This window comes from Streptomyces sp. NPDC050548 (assembly GCF_044457385.1).
GTDB lineage: Bacteria > Actinomycetota > Actinomycetes > Streptomycetales > Streptomycetaceae > Streptomyces.
Genome location: NZ_JBITGV010000003.1, coordinates 333,653 through 350,480, shown reverse-complemented (window position 1 = coordinate 350,480; position 16,828 = coordinate 333,653). Strand labels below are relative to the sequence as shown.

The window sequence follows — 16,828 nt, the reverse complement described above, 5'->3', positions numbered from 1 at the left end:
GTAGTTCGTTCGCTGCGGGCCGGTGGGGGCTGGGCGCGCCCGCGCGGCGGAGCCGCAAATCGATACAGCCCCGCGCCCCTGAAGCTGCCCCTTCGGGGCGCTTCAGCGCTCCACCTTCGTCTTGTAGCCCCGCCCCCACTGCAGTCCCCACCCGTACAACCTGTCCAGCTCCGCCTGGAAGCCGTAGACGAACTTCACTTCTCGGCGGACCACGAACTCGCCCTTGACGTTCTCGATCATCACCACCGCGCAGGAGCGGGCCTGAGGGTGGCGTTCGTCGAGGCCTATCTCGATGCGGGGGCCGTTGCTGGGGTAGAGGGTGACGATCGCGTGGGTGCGGTCGAAGGCGGGGGTCTGGTCGTAGATGTAGACGAAGACCAGGAGGCGCTTGATCTCGTCGCGGTGGTCGAGGTTGACGTACATCGTCTCGCCGGACGCGGAGCCGAAGCGGTCGTCGCCGCTGAGCTTGACGTACGGGGGTGAGTTGACGTCGCCGAGGAGGCCGCCGAGTGGCTGGACGACGCCCTTGGTGCCGTCCATGAGTTCGTAGAGGCAGCCCAGGTCGAGGTCGACGTTGACCATGCTCTGGCTGTGGCCCATGACCTCGGGCGGCTTGAGGGCCTTGAAGGGGTGGCGCAGCAGGCTGTCCCGCTGGAGGCCGCCGATGTCGGAGGTGCGCATCCGCCAGGTGAGGTTGACGCGCAGGTTGCCGGTGGCCGCGCCCTGTTTGGTGAGCGAGACCTGGTGGTGCCGTTTGGTCAGTTCGATCGCGTTGCTGGCCGCGCTGCCCGAGTCGAAGTCGATCTCGCGCCGCCAGATTCCGTCGAAGAAGCCCATTCCCGCCCCCACGTCCACATCACTCACGACAAAGCTGTCGGGGCGGCGGACCGAGGGCATGTCCTCTGTCTGCCGCCCCGAACAGAGCGTTCCCTTACCAGGGAGCTTGTCACACCCCGGACGAGACCTCAGTCTTCTCGTCCGAGCCGGCTTTTCCCTCGGCTTCCGCGATGGCGTTGTTGCGCCGGACCGAGGACCAGAACGACCAGCCGATCAGAATGACGCCGACCAGGCCGGTGATGACCTCGTTGATCTGGTACTGGATGGTGACCATGAGGATCACGGCGAGGGCGCCGATCGCGTAGTGGGCGCCGTGCTCCAGGTAGACGTAGTCGTCGAGGGTGCCCTGGCGGACCAGGTACACCGTCAGGGAGCGGACGTACATCGCGCCGATGCCCAGGCCCAGTGCCATCAGGACGATGTCGTTGGTGATGGCGAAGGCGCCGATCACGCCGTCGAAGGAGAACGACGCGTCCAGGACCTCCAGGTACAGGAACATGAAGAACGCGGCCTGGCCTGCGAGGACCACCGCCGAGCGCTGCTTGCCGGTGCGCGCGGCCTCTTCCTCCTCCTCGTGCTCCCGCTCCTCCTCTTCTTCGAGCTTGTCCTCGAAGTAGCCGGAGAGTCCGCCGACGATCATGTACGTGATCAGGCCGGAGATGCCGGCGATCAGGACCGTCTGCGCCTTGTCGGTGTGCGCGCCGCCGTGCTGGTGGGCGTGGGCAGCGAAGGTGAAGGACGTGATCAGCAGGACGATCAGCGCGATGCAGACCGACAGCATGTCGACCTTGCCGAGCTTGGCGAGCGGGCGCTCGATCCAGCGCAGCCACTGGATGTCCCGGTCCTCGAAGATGAAGTCGAGGAAGATCATCAGGAGGAACATGCCGCCGAAGGCCGCGATCGCCGGGTGGGCGTCGGTGACCAGCTGCTGGTAGTGGTCCTTGTTGTTGAGCGCGAGGTCGACCGCGTCGATCGGGCCGATCTTGGCGGTGACGGCGACGATGACGACGGGGAACACCAGCCGCATGCCGAAGACGGCGATCAGGACGCCCACCGTGAGGAAGATCTTCTGCCAGAAGGCGGACATCTTCTTCAGGATCCCGGCGTTGACCACCGCGTTGTCGAATGACAGCGAGATCTCCAGGACGGCCAGGATCGCCACGATTCCGAAGGCTTCCCACCCCCCGTAGAACGCCGCCGCGACCAGGCCGAGCGCGGTGACCGCGAACGACCAGCCGAAGGTTTTCAGAAGCACTGGCTACCCAATCCCTGTGTGTACGGGTCTCCCCCGCGCCGCACTCGGCTTTACTTAAAATTTGACGTCGAGCACTGAGTCTAGAGGGAGACTCCCCGGACCGGGACAGCCGGTCGGGACCAAGGCCCTTTACGAGACGTTGACCCCGAAGTCCAGCGCGATGCCCCGCAGACCGGACGCGTACCCCTGGCCGACCGCCCTGAACTTCCACTCGCCCTGGTAGCGGTAGAGCTCGCCGAAGATCATGGCCGTCTCGGTGGAGGCGTCCTCGGAGAGGTCGTAGCGGGCGAGTTCCTGGCCGTCGGCCTGGTTCACGACGCGGATGAAGGCGTTGCTGACCTGGCCGAAGGTCTGGCCGCGGTTGTCGGCGTCGTGGATGGAGACCGGGAAGACGATCTTGTCGACGTTGGCCGGCACCTTGGTGAGGTCGACCAGGATCGACTCGTCGTCGCCCTCGCCCTCACCGGTGAGGTTGTCGCCGGTGTGCTCCACCGAGCCGTCCGGGCTCTTGAGCTGGTTGTAGAAGATGAACCACTCGTCCCCGAGCACCCGGCCGCCGTTGCACAGCAGTGCGCTGGCGTCGAGGTCGAAGTCGGCTCCGGTCGTGGAACGCGCGTCCCAGCCGAGCCCGATCAGTACGTTCGTGAGGTTCGGTGCGGCCTTGGACAGGGAGACGTTGCCCCCCTTGGCGAGTGTGACGCCCATTGTGCTGGTCCTCCCCGAGGCGATGCTGCTGTGTGAGTTGTTGTGCGCTCCCCCGGAGGGGAACCCCCCGGCGCCGCACGCTGACCGTGCGGCGCCGGGCGGTGAAGCCTGCGGACGTCAGACGTTGACGCCGAAGTCCTGGGCGATACCGCGCAGGCCCGAGGCATAGCCCTGGCCGATGGCGCGGAACTTCCACTCCGCGCCGTTGCGGTACAGCTCGCCGAAGACCATGGCCGTCTCGGTCGAGGCGTCCTCGGAGAGGTCGTAGCGGGCGATCTCGGCGCCGCCGGCCTGGTTCACCACGCGGATGAACGCGTTGCGGACCTGGCCGAAGGACTGCTGGCGGTTCTCGGCGTCGTAGATCGAGACCGGGAAGGTGATCTTGTCGACGTCTGCCGGGACCGCCGCCAGGTTCACCTTGATCGCCTCGTCGTCGCCCTCGCCCTCACCGGTGGTGTTGTCGCCGGTGTGCTCGACGGAGCCGTCGGGGCTCTTGAGGTTGTTGAAGAAGACGAAGTTGGCGTCGCTCGCGACCTTGCCCGCGCTGTTCAGCAGCAGTGCGCTGGCGTCGAGGTCGAAGTCGGTACCGGTGGTGGTGCGGACGTCCCACCCCAGACCGACGATGACCGCGGTCAGGCCCGGGGCCTCCTTGGTCAGTGAAACGTTGCCGCCCTTGCTGAGGCTGACTCCCACGAGTCCTCCATTGGTGTCCAGGGGCGGGGATGCCCCGTAGTGCGTCGGTATCGGATCAACGTCTCGATCCTAGTGACGGGTTCCCGGCCCACGCAGGCCCTGGAACCTAACAATCACAGGGTGTCGAGGGCCTTCACGTACTCACCGAGGTCGCGTGCGTCCGGAAGCCCGTTGACGACGGTCCAGCGCACGACGCCCTCCTTGTCGATGATGAAGGTGCCGCGCAGGGCGCACCCCTTGTCCTCGTCGAAGACGCCGTACGCGCGCGAAGTGTTGCCGTGCGGCCAGAAGTCGGAGAGCAACGGGTACTCCAGGCCCTCCTGTTCGGCGAAGACGCGCAGGGTGTGGATGGAGTCGTTGGAGACCGCGAGGAGTTGGGTGTCGCGGTCGGTGAACTGCGGCAGGTTGTCGCGCAGGGAGCACAGTTCGCCGGTGCAGACGCCGGTGAAGGCGAAGGGGTAGAAGAGCAGCACCACGTTCTTGTCACCGCGGAAGTCGGAGAGCTTCACGGTGGCGCCGTGGTTGTCCTTGAGCTCGAAATCGGGGGCCTTTTCGCCGACCTGGATCGCCATCTCGTCCTGCATCCCTTCGGTGGGGCTGTTCGGGTGAGAGCACCCTGGGCCCACCACCCTACGCAGCGATCACGGCATGCGGACGGACGGGCTGGCGTGGCCAGCCCGTCCGGGGTTCGACGATCGAGGTACCTCGGTGGACTACCTCTTGGACTTGGCCGCCTTGGGCGTCACCAGCCGGCTGCCGCTCCAGTCCTTGCCCACGCTGACGCTCTTGGCCGCGGAGAGTCCCGCGGTCGTGGCGGCTTCCGAGATGTCGCTCGGCTCGACGTAGCCGTCACGGCCCGTCTTCGGCGTCAGCAGCAGGATGGAGCCGCCCTCCTCGACGTACGAGATGGCGTCCACCAGCACGTCGGTCAGGTCGCCGTCCTCGTCGCGGAACCACAGCACCACGGCATCGGCGACGTCGTCGTAGTCCTCGTCCACCAGGTCGCTGCCGATGACTTCTTCAATGGCCTCGCGGAGTTCCTGGTCTACGTCGTCGTCGTAGCCGATCTCCTGGACCACCTGCTCGGGCTGGAACCCCAGCCTTGCGGCAGGGTTCGTCCGCTCCTCCGCGTGGTCCGCGGTCGCGCTCACGGGTTGCCTCCTGATCATGTCTTGATGAATGTCCAGCATCGCGCGTGCGCGAAGCATTGGCCGTAGTCCACACGGACGGGCCGGATCGCGCAAGTACCCGGCGATTCGGAACGCCGAAACGGTGACGATCCTGGCCGTGTCGCCGCAACTCCAGGCACGCTATCGCGGCCGCTGGTGACGTACACCACAGCGTTCTGCCCGGTTTGCACGTTTGAGAACCCTCCGAGGGTACGCGACTCGAATGACTTTGCTAAACGAGTCACGGTTACCTCACGGTAGAGATGACGATTGCCGCCCCGCGGTAGACCATGGGGAACGGTGCAGCCCCCTCACCCAGCTCCCTCTGACAGGTAAGGAACAGCGTGGCTTCCGGATCCGATCGCAATCCGATCATCATTGGCGGCCTTCCGAGTCAGGTTCCTGACTTCGATCCCGAAGAGACCCAGGAGTGGCTCGACTCGCTCGACGCCGCCGTGGACCAGCGCGGCCGTGAGCGGGCCCGCTATCTGATGCTCCGGCTGATCGAGCGGGCCCGCGAGAAGCGCGTGGCCGTGCCCGAGATGCGCAGCACGGACTACGTCAACACGATCGCCACCAAGGACGAGCCGTTCTTCCCCGGCAACGAGGAGATCGAGCGCAAGATCCTGAACGCCACCCGCTGGAACGCCGCGGTGATGGTGTCCAGGGCCCAGCGTCCCGGTATCGGGGTCGGCGGCCACATCGCCACCTTCGCCTCCTCCGCCTCCCTCTACGACGTGGGCTTCAACCACTTCTTCCGGGGCAAGGACCAGGGCGACGGCGGCGACCAGATCTTCTTCCAGGGGCACGCCTCGCCGGGCATCTACGCCCGCGCGTTCCTCCTGGACCGGCTCAGCGAGCAGCAGCTCGACGCGTTCCGCCAGGAGAAGTCGAAGGCGCCGTACGGGCTGTCCTCGTATCCGCACCCGCGGTCGATGCCGGACTTCTGGGAGTTCCCGACCGTGTCCATGGGCCTCGGCCCGCTCGGCGCGATCTTCCAGGCGCGGATGAACCGCTACATGGAGGCGCGCGGGATCGCGGACACCTCCAGGTCACACGTGTGGGCGTTCCTCGGTGACGGCGAGATGGACGAGCCGGAGTCGCTCGGCCAGCTGTCGATCGCGGCGCGCGAGGGCCTGGACAACCTGACCTTCGTCGTCAACTGCAACCTCCAGCGGCTCGACGGCCCGGTGCGCGGCAACGGCAAGATCATCCAGGAGCTGGAGTCGCAGTTCCGCGGTGCCGGCTGGAACGTCATCAAGCTGGTCTGGGACCGCACCTGGGACCCGCTGCTCGCCCAGGACCGCGACGGTGTGCTGGTGAACCAGCTGAACACCACGCCGGACGGCCAGTTCCAGACGTACGCCACGGAGACCGGCGCGTACATCCGCGAGCACTTCTTCGGGCACGACCACCGGCTGCGCGCGATGGTCGAGAACATGACCGACGACCAGATCCTGCACCTGGGGCGCGGCGGCCACGACCACCGGAAGGTGTTCGCGGCCTTCGAGGCAGCCAAGGAGCACAAGGGCCAGCCGACCGTCGTGCTCGCGCAGACGGTCAAGGGCTGGACGCTGGGCCCCAACTTCGAGGGCCGCAACGCCACGCACCAGATGAAGAAGCTGACGGTCGCCGACCTCAAGGGCTTCCGCGACCGCCTGCACCTCCCGATCACCGACCAGGAGCTGGAGTCCGGCGCGCCGCCGTACTACCACCCGGGCCGGAACTCGGAGGAGATCCAGTACATGCACGACCGGCGCAACGCGCTGGGCGGCTACGTCCCCACCCGTGTCGTCCGCTCGAAGCCGCTCGCTCTCCCCGAGGACAAGACGTACGCGAGCGTGAAGAAGGGTTCGGGCCAGCAGTCGATCGCCACCACCATGGCGTTCGTACGGCTGCTCAAGGACCTCATGCGGGACAAGGAGATCGGCAAGCGGTTCGTGCTGATCGCGCCGGACGAGTACCGCACGTTCGGCATGGACTCGTTCTTCCCGAGCGCGAAGATCTACAACCCGCTGGGCCAGCAGTACGAGTCGGTGGACCGCGATCTGCTGCTCGCGTACAAGGAGTCGCCGACCGGGCAGATGCTGCACGACGGCATCTCGGAGGCGGGCTGCACCGCTTCGCTGATCGCGGCGGGTTCGGCGTACGCCACGCACGGCGAGCCACTCATCCCGGTCTACGTCTTCTACTCGATGTTCGGTTTCCAGCGCACCGGTGACCAGTTCTGGCAGATGGCCGACCAGTTGGCGCGTGGTTTCGTACTGGGTGCGACCGCGGGCCGTACGACTCTGACCGGTGAGGGTCTGCAACACGCGGACGGACACTCGCAGTTGCTGGCCTCGACCAACCCGGGGTGTGTCGCCTACGACCCGGCGTACTCGTACGAGATCGCCTACATCGTGCAGGACGGGCTGCGGCGGATGTACGGCCCCGACAGTGAGGACGTCTTCTACTACCTCACCGTCTACAACGAGCCGATCCAGCACCCGGCCGAGCCGGCGGACGTCGATGTCGAGGGCATCCTCAAGGGCGTCCACCGCATCAGCCGGGGCGCCTCGGGCACGGTTCCGGCGCAGATCATGGCGTCGGGTGTGGCGGTGCCGTGGGCCATCGAGGCGCAGCGGATCCTCGCCGAGGACTGGAACGTGCGGGCCGATGTCTGGTCGGCGACCTCCTGGAACGAGCTGCGGCGCGAGGCGGTCGAGGTCGAGCGGCACAATCTGCTGCATCCCGAGGAGGAGCAGCAGGTTCCTTATGTCACGCGGAAGTTGAGCGGGGCGGAGGGGCCGTTCGTGGCGGTTTCCGACTGGATGCGGTCGGTTCCTGATCAGATCGCTCGGTGGGTGCCGGGGACGTACCAGTCCCTGGGGGCTGACGGGTTCGGGTTCGCTGACACTCGCGGGGCTGCTCGGCGGTTCTTCCACATTGACGCGGAGTCGATCGTGGTGGCTGTGCTGACGGAGTTGGCTCGGGAGGGGAAGGTCGACCGGTCTGTGTTGAAGCAGGCGATCGATCGGTATCAGTTGCTGGATGTTGCCTCGGCTGACCCGGGTGTGGCCGGAGGGGACGCGTAGTTTCTTTGCCTGCGGGTGCGTGGGGGCTGGTCGCGCAGTTCCCCGCGCCCCCGAAGGGCGGCCCCTTCGGGGCGCCCATAGGCCGTCCCCCATCCCCCTAACATGCGGGCATGAAGCAACAATCGGCGCAAGCCCGTTGGGAGCAGCTCACTCAACGGCCCCTGCTGGCGCTCGCCGTTGCGTTTGCCGTGGCCTATGCCGTGCCGATCGTGGACACCACCGCCGGTCATTCACTGACGGAGGTGTGCACGGCGGTCGAGTGGGTGGTGTGGGCGGCGTTCGCCGCCGACTATCTGATGCGGCTCGCGATGTCCCGGGACCGGCGGCGGTTCGTACGGACGCACTGGATGGACCTGTGCGCGGTGGTGCTGCCGATACTCCAGCCGCTGCGGCTGCTGCGCATGGTGTCGACGCTCATACTCGTCGGGCGGCGGGCCCGGATGGCCTCGCAGATCCAGTTGACGACGTATGTCGCCGGCGCGGTGGTCGGGCTGTTGATGTTCGGCTCGCTCGCGGTGCTGTCCGTGGAACGGGACTCGCCCAACGGGAACATCCGGACGCTGGGTGACGCCGTGTGGTGGTCGTTCACGACCATGACGACCGTGGGGTACGGGGACCACGCGCCGACCACCGGTCTCGGTCGGATGATCGCCGTCGGGCTGATGCTGTCCGGGATCGCGCTGCTCGGTGTCGTCACCGCGAACATCGCCACCTGGTTCATCGCCCGGTTCGAGAAGGACGACGTGGAGGAGCGCCGGCAGACCGAGGCCATCGAGGCGCTGACGGAGGAAGTACGGGCGCTGCGGGCGGAGGTGGCGGCGCTGTCCGGGGCGGGGGTGCCGGGAGCGGGGGTACCGAGCCTGGTCAGCCCCGGCTCAGAAGAACGTCCATAGAACCGCCGCCACCGTGTCGATCGCGCCCAGGACCAGGGCCACCAGGGCCACCACCCGGCGTGCGCCCGCCCACCTGCGGCCCATGGCCAGCCAGCCGCAGATCACCGCGATCGGGCCGAGGACGATCCCCAGGTTGCCCGCCAGGAAGAAGCCCGCGATCGCGCAGACCAGTCCGACGACGGCGAGCGTCGCGCGGTCCGGCCGGGTGCGTGTTCCATTTCCTGAGCCCGTCATCGTCAACTCCCTGGGGGTGCACGCCAGTTCCGTCCTACGACGCTTACCCCCGTACGCATGAAAAAAGCCTGCTTGCGCGCTGCCCCCCTCCGGCAGCGCGCCGCAGACCACCCGTCCCCCCTGCCCTGCGGAGGACTTGACTTACTGTGACCTGCGGCGCGTACCGAGCGCCAGGAATCTTTAGCGCAGTCACCCTGATAGGCGAACTCGCCCTGGAAAAGGGTTAGATGTGGGCCGCTCCCGCGCCCGCCTCCGCGTTCTCGCCGCGCTTGGTCAGCAGGGCGACGAACACCGCGACGACCGCCACTCCGGCCGCGACCAGGCAGGCCAGGCTCATGCCGGAGATGAAGGTGTCGTGGGCGACCTGCGTGATCTTCGCGGCGACCGCCGCCGGGGTGCCCGGGGCGATCGGGGCGACTCCGACCTGGACCGCTTCGGCGGTCGCGTCCAGTTGCGGCTGGGTGAGCTTGGGCAGGCCCGCGTCCGCCCAGGTGCCGGGCAGGTCGCTGTCGACGCGGGAGGCCATGACGGCGCCGAGGACGGCCGTACCGAGGCTGCCGCCGATCTGCATCGCGGCCTGCTGGAGACCGCCGGCGACACCGGAGAGTTCCATGGGCGCGTTGCCCACGATGACCTCGGTGGCGCCGACCATCACCGGGGCGAGGCCGAGGCCCAGCAGGGCGAACCAGATCGACATGACCGCGCTGCCGGTGTCCGACTCCAGGGTGGACATGCCGTACATGGCGATGGCGGTGGCGGCCATGCCGCCGGCCAGCGGGATGCGCGGGCCGAGCTTGGTGATCGCGGCGCCGGCCAGCGGGGAGCCGACGATCATCATCCCGGTGAGTGGGAGGAGGTGGAGACCGGCGTCGATGGGGCTCATACCGTGCACGTTCTGCAGATAGAACGTCACGAAGAACAGGCCGCCCATGAAGGCGATCGCCATCAGGACCATCAGCACCACGCCCGCGGACAGCGGGATCGAGCGGAACAGGCCCAGCGGGATGAGGGGTTCAGCGACCTTCTGCTCCCAGAACGCGAACAGGGCGAAGCCCAGGACGGACGCGGCGAGGAACGCCCAGGTCGTACCGGCGCCCCAGCCCCAGGCGGGGGCCTTGATGAGGGCCCAGACCAGGCAGAACATCGCGCCGGAGAGCAGCACGATGCCGAGGATGTCGAAGGAGCGCGGGGCGTTCTCCGCGCGGTGGTCGCGCAGGATCAGCAGGCCGAGGACGAGCGCGATGGCGCCGACCGGGACGTTGATGAAGAACACCGACTGCCAGTTGACGTGCTCGACGAGGACGCCGCCGAGGATCGGGCCGCCCGCGGTGGAGGCGCCGATGACCATGCCCCACAGGCCGATGGCCATGTTGAGCTTCTCGGCCGGGAAGGTGGCCCGCAGCAGGCCGAGCGCGGCCGGCATCAGCAGGGCGCCGAACAGGCCCTGGAGCACGCGGAAGGTGACGACGAACGCGATGCTGTGGGAGAGGCCGATGGCGCCGGACGCGAGGGCGAAGCCGCTGACGCCGATCAGGAAGGTCTGGCGGTGGCCGAAGCGGTCGCCGAGCTTGCCGGCGGTGATGAGGGAGACCGCGAGGGCGAGGAAGTAGCCGTTGGTGATCCACTGGACGTCGGCGAAGCTGGCGCCGAGGTCCTTCTGGATGGCCGGGTTGGCGATGGCGACGATGGTGCCGTCGAGGGCCACCATCATGACGCCGACGGCGACGGTTATGAGGGTGAACCACGGGTGGCCGCGCAGCCCCGTGGTGGGCGTCGGTTCGGACGGGGCGGCCGGCGCCTTGTCCCCCGGCCCCGTCGCGCTGATGGTGGTCTGACTAGTCATGCGTTCGAGGCTAGTGTCAGCCGCTGACAGTTGACAAACAGGTTCAGATGTCGGCGGCTGTCAACAATCGCGAGGAGAACGGCATGGAGACATTGCGCGAGCGCAAGAAGGCCCGCACGCGGGACGCGCTGCTGCGTGCCGCCCTCGAACTGTTCACGGCCAAGGGCTACGAACAGACCACCGTCGACGAGATCGCCGAGGCCGTCGACGTCTCGCAGCGCACCTTCTTCCGCTACTTCGCGAGCAAGGAGGAGGCCGCCTTCTTCGTGCCCCGGCTCACCGAGACGCACTTCGTCGAGGCCGTCCGCGCCCGCCCGCCGCACGAGGCCCCGCTGGAGGCGCTGCGCCGGGCCGTCCTGGAGAGCTGGGACACCATCAACGAGGCGATCCAGCAGGTCGTACCGCTGGAACTGCACATGCGCACCTACCGGGTCATCGAGTCGACGCCGGGACTGCTGGCCGCGCATCTGCGGCGCTCGATGGAGCTGGAGGAGGAACTCGCGCAGATCATCGCCGCACGCGAGGGGCTGGCGATGGACACCGACCCCCGGCCGCGGCTGGTGGTCGCGGTGTTCGGCGGGGTGATGCGGGTGGTGGAGCGGATGTGGATCGCGGGGGACGACCTCAGCATCGAGGCGATGCGGGAGTTGACGGCCGCGTACCTCGACGGGGTGGGCCCGGCGCTCGCGGGGAACTGGCGCACGAGCGAGTCGTACTGAGTTCCTCATCACGTACCGCTGAAACGTGATCCCCGTCACTCGGTTAACGCGAGACCCTCTCGTTCTCCTAGTGTGTCCTCCCAGTGACTTCCTTCGACTCCTCCCCCACGCTGAACGCCTGGCGCGCGCTGCTCGCGCTGGCCGTGGTGTTCGTGATGCTGGCGACCACCGGCTGGACCGCGGTGCGCAGCCATCCCGGGAAAACGGCGCTCCAGGCCTCCCTCTCCGCATGGGAGCACGGCCATATGAACGGGCGAGAGCTGCCCGACCCGGACGCCTCCCCGACCCGGCTGGCCCGCTTCTTCACCTCGCTCACCGCACAGCAGCGCACCCGCCTCGCGCACCGCTACCCGCTCGCGGTCGGCAACATGAACGGCGCCCCGGTCCAGCTGCGCTACCGCGCCAACCACATCGCCCTCGACCAGGCCCGCAAGGTCGAGAAGAAGCGCATGCACGACAGCCGCCTCACGCCCTACGGCAAGCAGGAGGCGGGCCGCCTCATGCACCGCTTCGAGGCGCTGATGAGCGGGAACCGCCACATCCTGGCCTTCGACCCCGGAGGCTCGGGCCGGATCGCCGAGGTCTTCGGCGACCTGGACACCGCGCAGCGCGTGTCGATCATCGTCCCCGGTGTCGACACCGACCTGCTGACCTTCCAGAAGACCAACAAGAGCTACTCGGCCCCCGTCGGCATGGCGCAGAACCTGTACGCCGCCGAGAACACGGCGAAGTCCGCGACCGACACCGGCACGCGCACGGCCGTCATCGCCTGGGCCGACTACACCGCGCCCGGCGGCCTGGGCATCGACTCGGCCACCGCGGGCCGCGCCGAGGCAGGCGCCGTACGACTGAACGCACTGCTGCGCGCCCTGCCCGGCACCTCGCAGATCGCTCTCTTCTGCCACAGCTACGGCTCGGTGGTGTGCGGGGTCGCCGCGCACGAACTGCCTACCCGGGTGACCGACATCGCGGTGGCCGGCAGCCCCGGCATGCGCGCCTCGAACGCCGCCCACCTGCACACCCTCGCCCGGGTGTGGGCGATGCGGGACGCCGACGACTGGATCCAGGACGTGCCGTACATGGAGGTCGGCGGTCTCGGCCACGGCGAGGACCCGGTGTCCAGGGCCTTCGGCGCGCGAGTGCTGGCCGCGAAGGACGCCAAGGGTCACACCGGCTACTTCGCGTCGGGCACCGACAGCCTCGCCAATTTCGCCGACATCGGCGTGGGCGCGTACGACGCGGTGTCGTGCGCGCACGACACCGACACCTGCCGACAGGGTCTGCCCGACGCCCCGGCGGCCGGACGCGCGTAGAAACAGCAGGAACTGCGGTCTGCGCGGGGATGGGACGGAGGAGTGTGTGCCACCTACGATGAGCCGCATGGGTGACGTACTGGCCGGATTTCATGCCGCTTGGGAGTTCGAGTCCGACTTCGTGCGCATCCGCTACGAGCGGGGCATTCGAACCCCCAAGCTCTTCCAGGCACTCGGTGAACGCCGGATCCCCTTCGAGGCGATGGAGACGGTGACCCTCGCCCCCGGCAAGCGCGGCACGGTCGTCCTGCGCCTCGTACCGCGCGCCGGCGCCGACCCCCTCATGGAAGCGGCCGCCGGCCAGCTCAAAGAGAGCAGCGACCCCTACCAACTCGTCCTGCCCGCCGAACGCGAGACCCTCGCCGAGTACTACGCCGACGAACTGCGCGCCCAGCTGAAGCGCGACCGCGGCCCGGCCGAACGCTTCCTGGTGGCCGCCCCCGAAGTGCCGCTGCGCTTCAAGGCGTACGACGGGAAGGCGACCTTCGACGGCAAGACGGTCTCCTTCCGCTGGTTCTGGACCGGCGCGTCGTCGGCCAAGTGGAAGGCCGGCGACCAGAGCTTCCCGGTCACCGACCTCAACGGCGTCGAGTGGCGCTCCCCCGAGGTCTTCGAGGGTCATCTACGGCTGCTGCGGGGGGCTGCGCCGCCTGTGCCGGTGGATCAGGATCCGGCGGCCGTGGTGTTCGGGCTGGGATACGGGCCGGTGCACGAGTCTCTGCCGTTCGCGGCAGCGGTCCTTGCCGCGGTGCGCTCCGCGCGTCCTACTGCTGTGATCCCGGCGGCTCGGCGTGACCCCGCCGATATTGCCGAGCGGATTCGGCATCTTGGGGAGTTGCATGCGGCGGGGCTGGTGACGGATGAGGAGTTCAGCGTGAAGAAAGCGGAGCTGCTGGCTGAGCTTTAGCTGCGGGCCGGTGGGGGCTGGTCGCGCAGTTCCCCGCGCCCCTAAAGGGGCGCTGCAGCCCAAGAAGTTTCTACTCCCTGCTCGTTGATGCGAAGGTCATGTCCGCGTAGCGGTCCCCCGCCACCTTGCCCGCGATCGGCTCCAGCAGGCTCAACTGGTCGTCGGTCAGGACGATCCGCGTCGCCGCCGTGTTCTCCTCCACCCGCCTGCGCTTCGTCGTACCGGGGATCGGGATCACGGGGAGGCCATGGACCTGGGCGCGCTGCTGTACCCAGGCCAGGGCGATCTGGCCGAGGGAGGCGTCGTGGGCGGCGGCGACCGTGCGGATGGGGTCCAGGAGGGTCGCGTTGGCCGCCGCGTTCTCGCCGGTGAAGCGGGGCTGGTGGCGGCGGAAGTCGCCCTCCGTCAGGTCCTGTTCGGCGCTGGCGAACGAGCCGGTGAGGAAGCCACGGCCGAGCGGCGAGTACGGCACGACGGCCGAGCCCAGCTCGACGGCCGCACCGACCAGGCTGATCTCGACGTCCCGGCTGAACAACGACCACTCCGACTGCACGGCGGCGATCGGGTGCACGGTGTGCGCGGCGCGCAGCTCCGCTCCCGTGACCTCGCTCAGCCCGAGGTTCCTGACCTTGCCCTCGCGCACCAGCTCCGCCATCGCGCCGACGGTCTCCTCGATGGGGACGGCCGGGTCGCGGCGGTGCATGTAGTAGAGGTCGATGACATCGATGCCAAGACGCCGCAGGCTCGCCTCGACGGCCTGGCGGATGTAGGGCCGGTCGTTGCGGATGACCCGCCGGGTGGGCTCACCGGCCGGGATCGACATGGCGAACTTGGTGGCGACGACGACCTCGTCGCGGTGCGCCGTGAAGAACGGCGACAGGAACCGCTCGTTCTCTCCGACCCCGTACACGTCGGCCGTGTCGTAGAAGGTCACGCCCAGCTCCAGCGCCCGGTCCAGGGTGGCCAGCGACTCCTTCGCGTCGGGGGGACCGTAGGCGAAGCTCATGCCCATGCAGCCGAGACCCTGGACGCCGACCTCGGGGCCGTCCGCACCGAGCCGTGCGGTCGGGATCGTGGTGTCGGTCATCCTGCCTTCTCCTTCTCGTAGGCGTGGGCCTCGCCGTAGAAGGCGATCTTCCGGTCGAGTACGGCGAGGGTGTCGCGCAGTTCCTCGATCCTGGCGAGGACGTCCCGGCGGGTGGCTTCGAGGAGTTCGAAGCGGTCGCCGTAGGTGTGGTCGCCCTCGCGCACCAGCTCTGCGTAGCGGACCATGTCGGCGACCGGCATGCCGGTCAGGCGGAGCTTGCCGACGAGGTCGAGCCAGTCGAGGTCGCGGTTGCTGTAGCGGCGCTGGCCGGTGTGCGAGCGGTCGATGTGCTGCATCAGCCCGATGCGCTCGTACCAGCGCAGGGTGTGTGCCGTCAGGCCGGTGAAGGCGACGACCTCGCTGATCGTGTAGCTGTCCGCGCCGTCGGGGCGCCGCTCCGCCTGGGGCGGGCCCGCGCAGCTGTCGGTCCTGGTACCCGTGGTCTCCATCACCGTCATGACCTCCACGCTATGGCCTTGGAGTGCACTCGAAGCAAGCGGAACCGGTAAGAAATCGGCAGGACGCCCGAGACCGAGCGCTTAGGCTCGACGGCATGCCCTTGCACAACCTCGCGCTGATCGAGAACTGGCCGGTACCGACCGCGGCGGCAGGCGTCGTACGAGCCGACGGAACCGTCCTCGGGACCCACGGCCCGACCACCCACCCCTTCCCGCTCGCCTCGGTCACCAAGCCGCTCGCGGCGTACGCCGCCCTCGTCGCATACGAGGAGGGCGCCATCGAACTGGACGAACCGGCGGGCCCGCCCGGCTCCACCGTCCGCCATCTCCTGGCCCACACCTCGGGCCTGGCCTTCGACGAACACCGCGTGACGGCACCCCCCGGACAGCGCCGCCTCTACTCGAACGCGGGCTTCGAGCAACTCGGCGACCACATCGCGAAGGCGACGGAGATCGAGTTCGCGGAGTACCTGCACCAGGCGGTCCTGGCCCCCCTGGCCATGAACTCGACCTCCCTGAACGGCTCCCCGGCGAAGGACGGCGTCTCGACGGTCGCCGACCTCCTCCTCTTCGCCGCCGAACTCCAGGCCCCCCGCCTCCTCGACCCCCGCACGGTCGCCGAGGCGATGACGGTCCAATACCCGGGCACCAAGGGCGTCCTGCCGGGCTACGGCCACCAGAACCCCAACGACTGGGGCCTGGGCTTCGAGATCCGCGACTCCAAGTCCCCCCACTGGACCGGCAGTTCATCGTCCCCACGCACCTTCGGCCACTTCGGCCAGTCCGGCACGTTCCTGTGGGTGGACCCGGCGGCGGGCGCGGCCTGCGTGGCACTGACGGACCGCGCGTTCGGCCCGTGGGCGGTGGAGGCATGGCCGCCGTTCACGGACGCGGTGCTCGCGGAGCTCTAGAGCATCTCCCACATCAGCAGCTCGGCTCCGGTCGCCGCCTCCACCGCCAGATCCCGCGCGTCCGTGATCCGAGCGGCATCCCCCGGCCCCAACTTCTCGCCGCCCAGGCTCACTTCACCGCGCACCACATGAACGTACACATGCACCGCGTCCGGTACGGCCGTCCGCTCGCCGGGCGTAAGACGGCGCACGTGCAGCATCGCCCCCGCCTCCGGCACCGCATACGGAGTCGAGTCCGCGATGCCGTGGACGATCTCGTACGACGGCTCGCCGCCCGGCTCCAGCGGGGCGAGCCACATCTGCACGAAGGTCAGGGGCGAGTCGCTGTCGTTGCGCTCGACGTGCCGCACCCCGGCAGCCGAACTGAGGCGCTGCACATCACCGGGCCGGACGCGGGTTAGGTGGCCGGTGGAGTCGCGGTGGCTCAACTCCCCTTCCACGACCCAGGTGATGATCTCGGTATGGCTGTGGGGGTGTTCGCCGAACCCGGCGCCGGGGGCGAGCCGCTCCTCGTTGCAGGCGATGACGGCGCCGAACCGAAGGTTGTCGGGGTCGTAGTGCGGCCCGAAGGAGAAGGCGTGCCAAGACTGGATCCCGGCCTGCGGGTCACCCCCTGAGTACCGCTCGACTGCACGCCGTACGTCCATCACACCCACCACGGTAGTACCGCCCACGGCAAGGGCCCACCCACTTGCGCTGTCCCCACGCGCCGGCCGAGAGGGAGCCG

17 protein-coding genes are annotated in these 16,828 nt (G+C 68.5%); 6 read left to right on the top strand and 11 right to left on the bottom strand.

Annotation, left to right across the window (positions count from 1 at the left end):
* Nucleotides 1-102 precede the first annotated feature (102 nt).
* The 6 genes from ACIBJH_RS11715 to ACIBJH_RS11690 all read right to left on the bottom strand — a co-directional run bounded on the left by ACIBJH_RS11715 (nucleotide 103) and on the right by ACIBJH_RS11690 (nucleotide 4,641).
* Nucleotides 103-837 (bottom strand): Tellurium resistance, encoded by a 735-nt coding sequence (locus ACIBJH_RS11715; protein WP_200717218.1) that lies wholly within the window; start codon nucleotides 835-837, stop codon nucleotides 103-105.
* A gap of 109 nt (nucleotides 838-946) precedes the next feature.
* Nucleotides 947-2,092, bottom strand: a complete 1,146-nt coding sequence (locus ACIBJH_RS11710) for a DUF475 domain-containing protein (protein ID WP_399116663.1) — start codon at nucleotides 2,090-2,092, stop codon at nucleotides 947-949.
* A 129-nt stretch (nucleotides 2,093-2,221) separates the two neighbouring features.
* Nucleotides 2,222-2,797, bottom strand: a complete 576-nt coding sequence (locus ACIBJH_RS11705) for a TerD family protein (RefSeq protein WP_262057739.1) — start codon at nucleotides 2,795-2,797, stop codon at nucleotides 2,222-2,224.
* 117 nt (nucleotides 2,798-2,914) lie between these two features.
* Nucleotides 2,915-3,490, bottom strand: a complete 576-nt coding sequence (locus ACIBJH_RS11700; RefSeq protein WP_019060360.1) for a TerD family protein — start codon at nucleotides 3,488-3,490, stop codon at nucleotides 2,915-2,917.
* Nucleotides 3,491-3,603: 113 nt separating this feature from the next.
* Nucleotides 3,604-4,062 (bottom strand): peroxiredoxin, encoded by a 459-nt coding sequence (locus ACIBJH_RS11695; RefSeq protein ID WP_399116662.1) that lies wholly within the window; start codon nucleotides 4,060-4,062, stop codon nucleotides 3,604-3,606.
* Nucleotides 4,063-4,203: 141 nt separating this feature from the next.
* Nucleotides 4,204-4,641 (bottom strand): DUF3052 domain-containing protein, encoded by a 438-nt coding sequence (locus tag ACIBJH_RS11690; protein ID WP_019067106.1) that lies wholly within the window; start codon nucleotides 4,639-4,641, stop codon nucleotides 4,204-4,206.
* Nucleotides 4,642-5,003: 362 nt separating this feature from the next.
* Between ACIBJH_RS11690 and aceE the strand changes: the two genes are divergently transcribed.
* Entirely contained in the window at nucleotides 5,004-7,736 is a 2,733-nt protein-coding gene (gene aceE, locus ACIBJH_RS11685; protein WP_019067105.1) for a pyruvate dehydrogenase (acetyl-transferring), homodimeric type, read from the top strand.
* A gap of 110 nt (nucleotides 7,737-7,846) precedes the next feature.
* Nucleotides 7,847-8,629 (top strand): potassium channel family protein, encoded by a 783-nt coding sequence (locus ACIBJH_RS11680; protein WP_399116661.1) that lies wholly within the window; start codon nucleotides 7,847-7,849, stop codon nucleotides 8,627-8,629.
* On the opposite strand, the gene ACIBJH_RS11675 is transcribed toward ACIBJH_RS11680, so the two are convergent.
* A complete protein-coding gene (locus ACIBJH_RS11675) occupies nucleotides 8,612-8,863 on the bottom strand; it encodes a hypothetical protein (RefSeq protein WP_399116660.1) in 252 nt (83 codons plus the stop codon). The two genes, ACIBJH_RS11680 and ACIBJH_RS11675, sit on opposite strands and share 18 nt — an antisense overlap.
* Nucleotides 8,864-9,086: 223 nt before the next feature.
* The gene (locus ACIBJH_RS11670; protein ID WP_399116659.1) at nucleotides 9,087-10,706 is read right to left on the bottom strand and encodes an MFS transporter; all 1,620 of its coding nucleotides are present in this window, start codon (nucleotides 10,704-10,706) and stop codon (nucleotides 9,087-9,089) included.
* A gap of 83 nt (nucleotides 10,707-10,789) precedes the next feature.
* On the opposite strand from ACIBJH_RS11670, the gene ACIBJH_RS11665 reads away from it, so the two are divergent.
* The 3 genes from ACIBJH_RS11665 (at nucleotide 10,790) to ACIBJH_RS11655 (ending at nucleotide 13,645) form a co-directional block, all read left to right on the top strand.
* Nucleotides 10,790-11,425, top strand: coding sequence for a TetR family transcriptional regulator (locus ACIBJH_RS11665; protein WP_399116658.1), 636 nt, complete (start codon nucleotides 10,790-10,792; stop codon nucleotides 11,423-11,425).
* Between the two features lie 83 nt (nucleotides 11,426-11,508).
* Nucleotides 11,509-12,738, top strand: coding sequence for an alpha/beta hydrolase (locus ACIBJH_RS11660; protein WP_399116657.1), 1,230 nt, complete (start codon nucleotides 11,509-11,511; stop codon nucleotides 12,736-12,738).
* A gap of 58 nt (nucleotides 12,739-12,796) precedes the next feature.
* Nucleotides 12,797-13,645: a DUF4429 domain-containing protein gene (locus tag ACIBJH_RS11655; protein WP_399116929.1), complete on the top strand. Its 849-nt coding sequence runs from the start codon at nucleotides 12,797-12,799 to the stop codon at nucleotides 13,643-13,645.
* A gap of 70 nt (nucleotides 13,646-13,715) precedes the next feature.
* Here the strand turns inward: ACIBJH_RS11655 and ACIBJH_RS11650 are convergent, their stop codons facing one another.
* Complete coding sequence (locus ACIBJH_RS11650) at nucleotides 13,716-14,732, bottom strand: aldo/keto reductase (protein ID WP_399116656.1); 1,017 nt, start codon at nucleotides 14,730-14,732, stop codon at nucleotides 13,716-13,718.
* The gene (locus ACIBJH_RS11645; RefSeq protein ID WP_399116655.1) at nucleotides 14,729-15,190 is read right to left on the bottom strand and encodes a MerR family transcriptional regulator; all 462 of its coding nucleotides are present in this window, start codon (nucleotides 15,188-15,190) and stop codon (nucleotides 14,729-14,731) included. Before ACIBJH_RS11645 ends, ACIBJH_RS11650 begins: the two co-directional genes overlap by 4 nt.
* 95 nt (nucleotides 15,191-15,285) lie before the next feature.
* Between ACIBJH_RS11645 and ACIBJH_RS11640 the strand changes: the two genes are divergently transcribed.
* Complete coding sequence (locus ACIBJH_RS11640; RefSeq protein WP_399116654.1) at nucleotides 15,286-16,101, top strand: serine hydrolase domain-containing protein; 816 nt, start codon at nucleotides 15,286-15,288, stop codon at nucleotides 16,099-16,101.
* Here the strand turns inward: ACIBJH_RS11640 and ACIBJH_RS11635 are convergent.
* Nucleotides 16,098-16,748: a pirin family protein gene (locus ACIBJH_RS11635; RefSeq protein WP_399116653.1), complete on the bottom strand. Its 651-nt coding sequence runs from the start codon at nucleotides 16,746-16,748 to the stop codon at nucleotides 16,098-16,100. The two genes, ACIBJH_RS11640 and ACIBJH_RS11635, sit on opposite strands and share 4 nt — an antisense overlap.
* Between the last annotated feature and the right edge of the window lie 80 nt (nucleotides 16,749-16,828).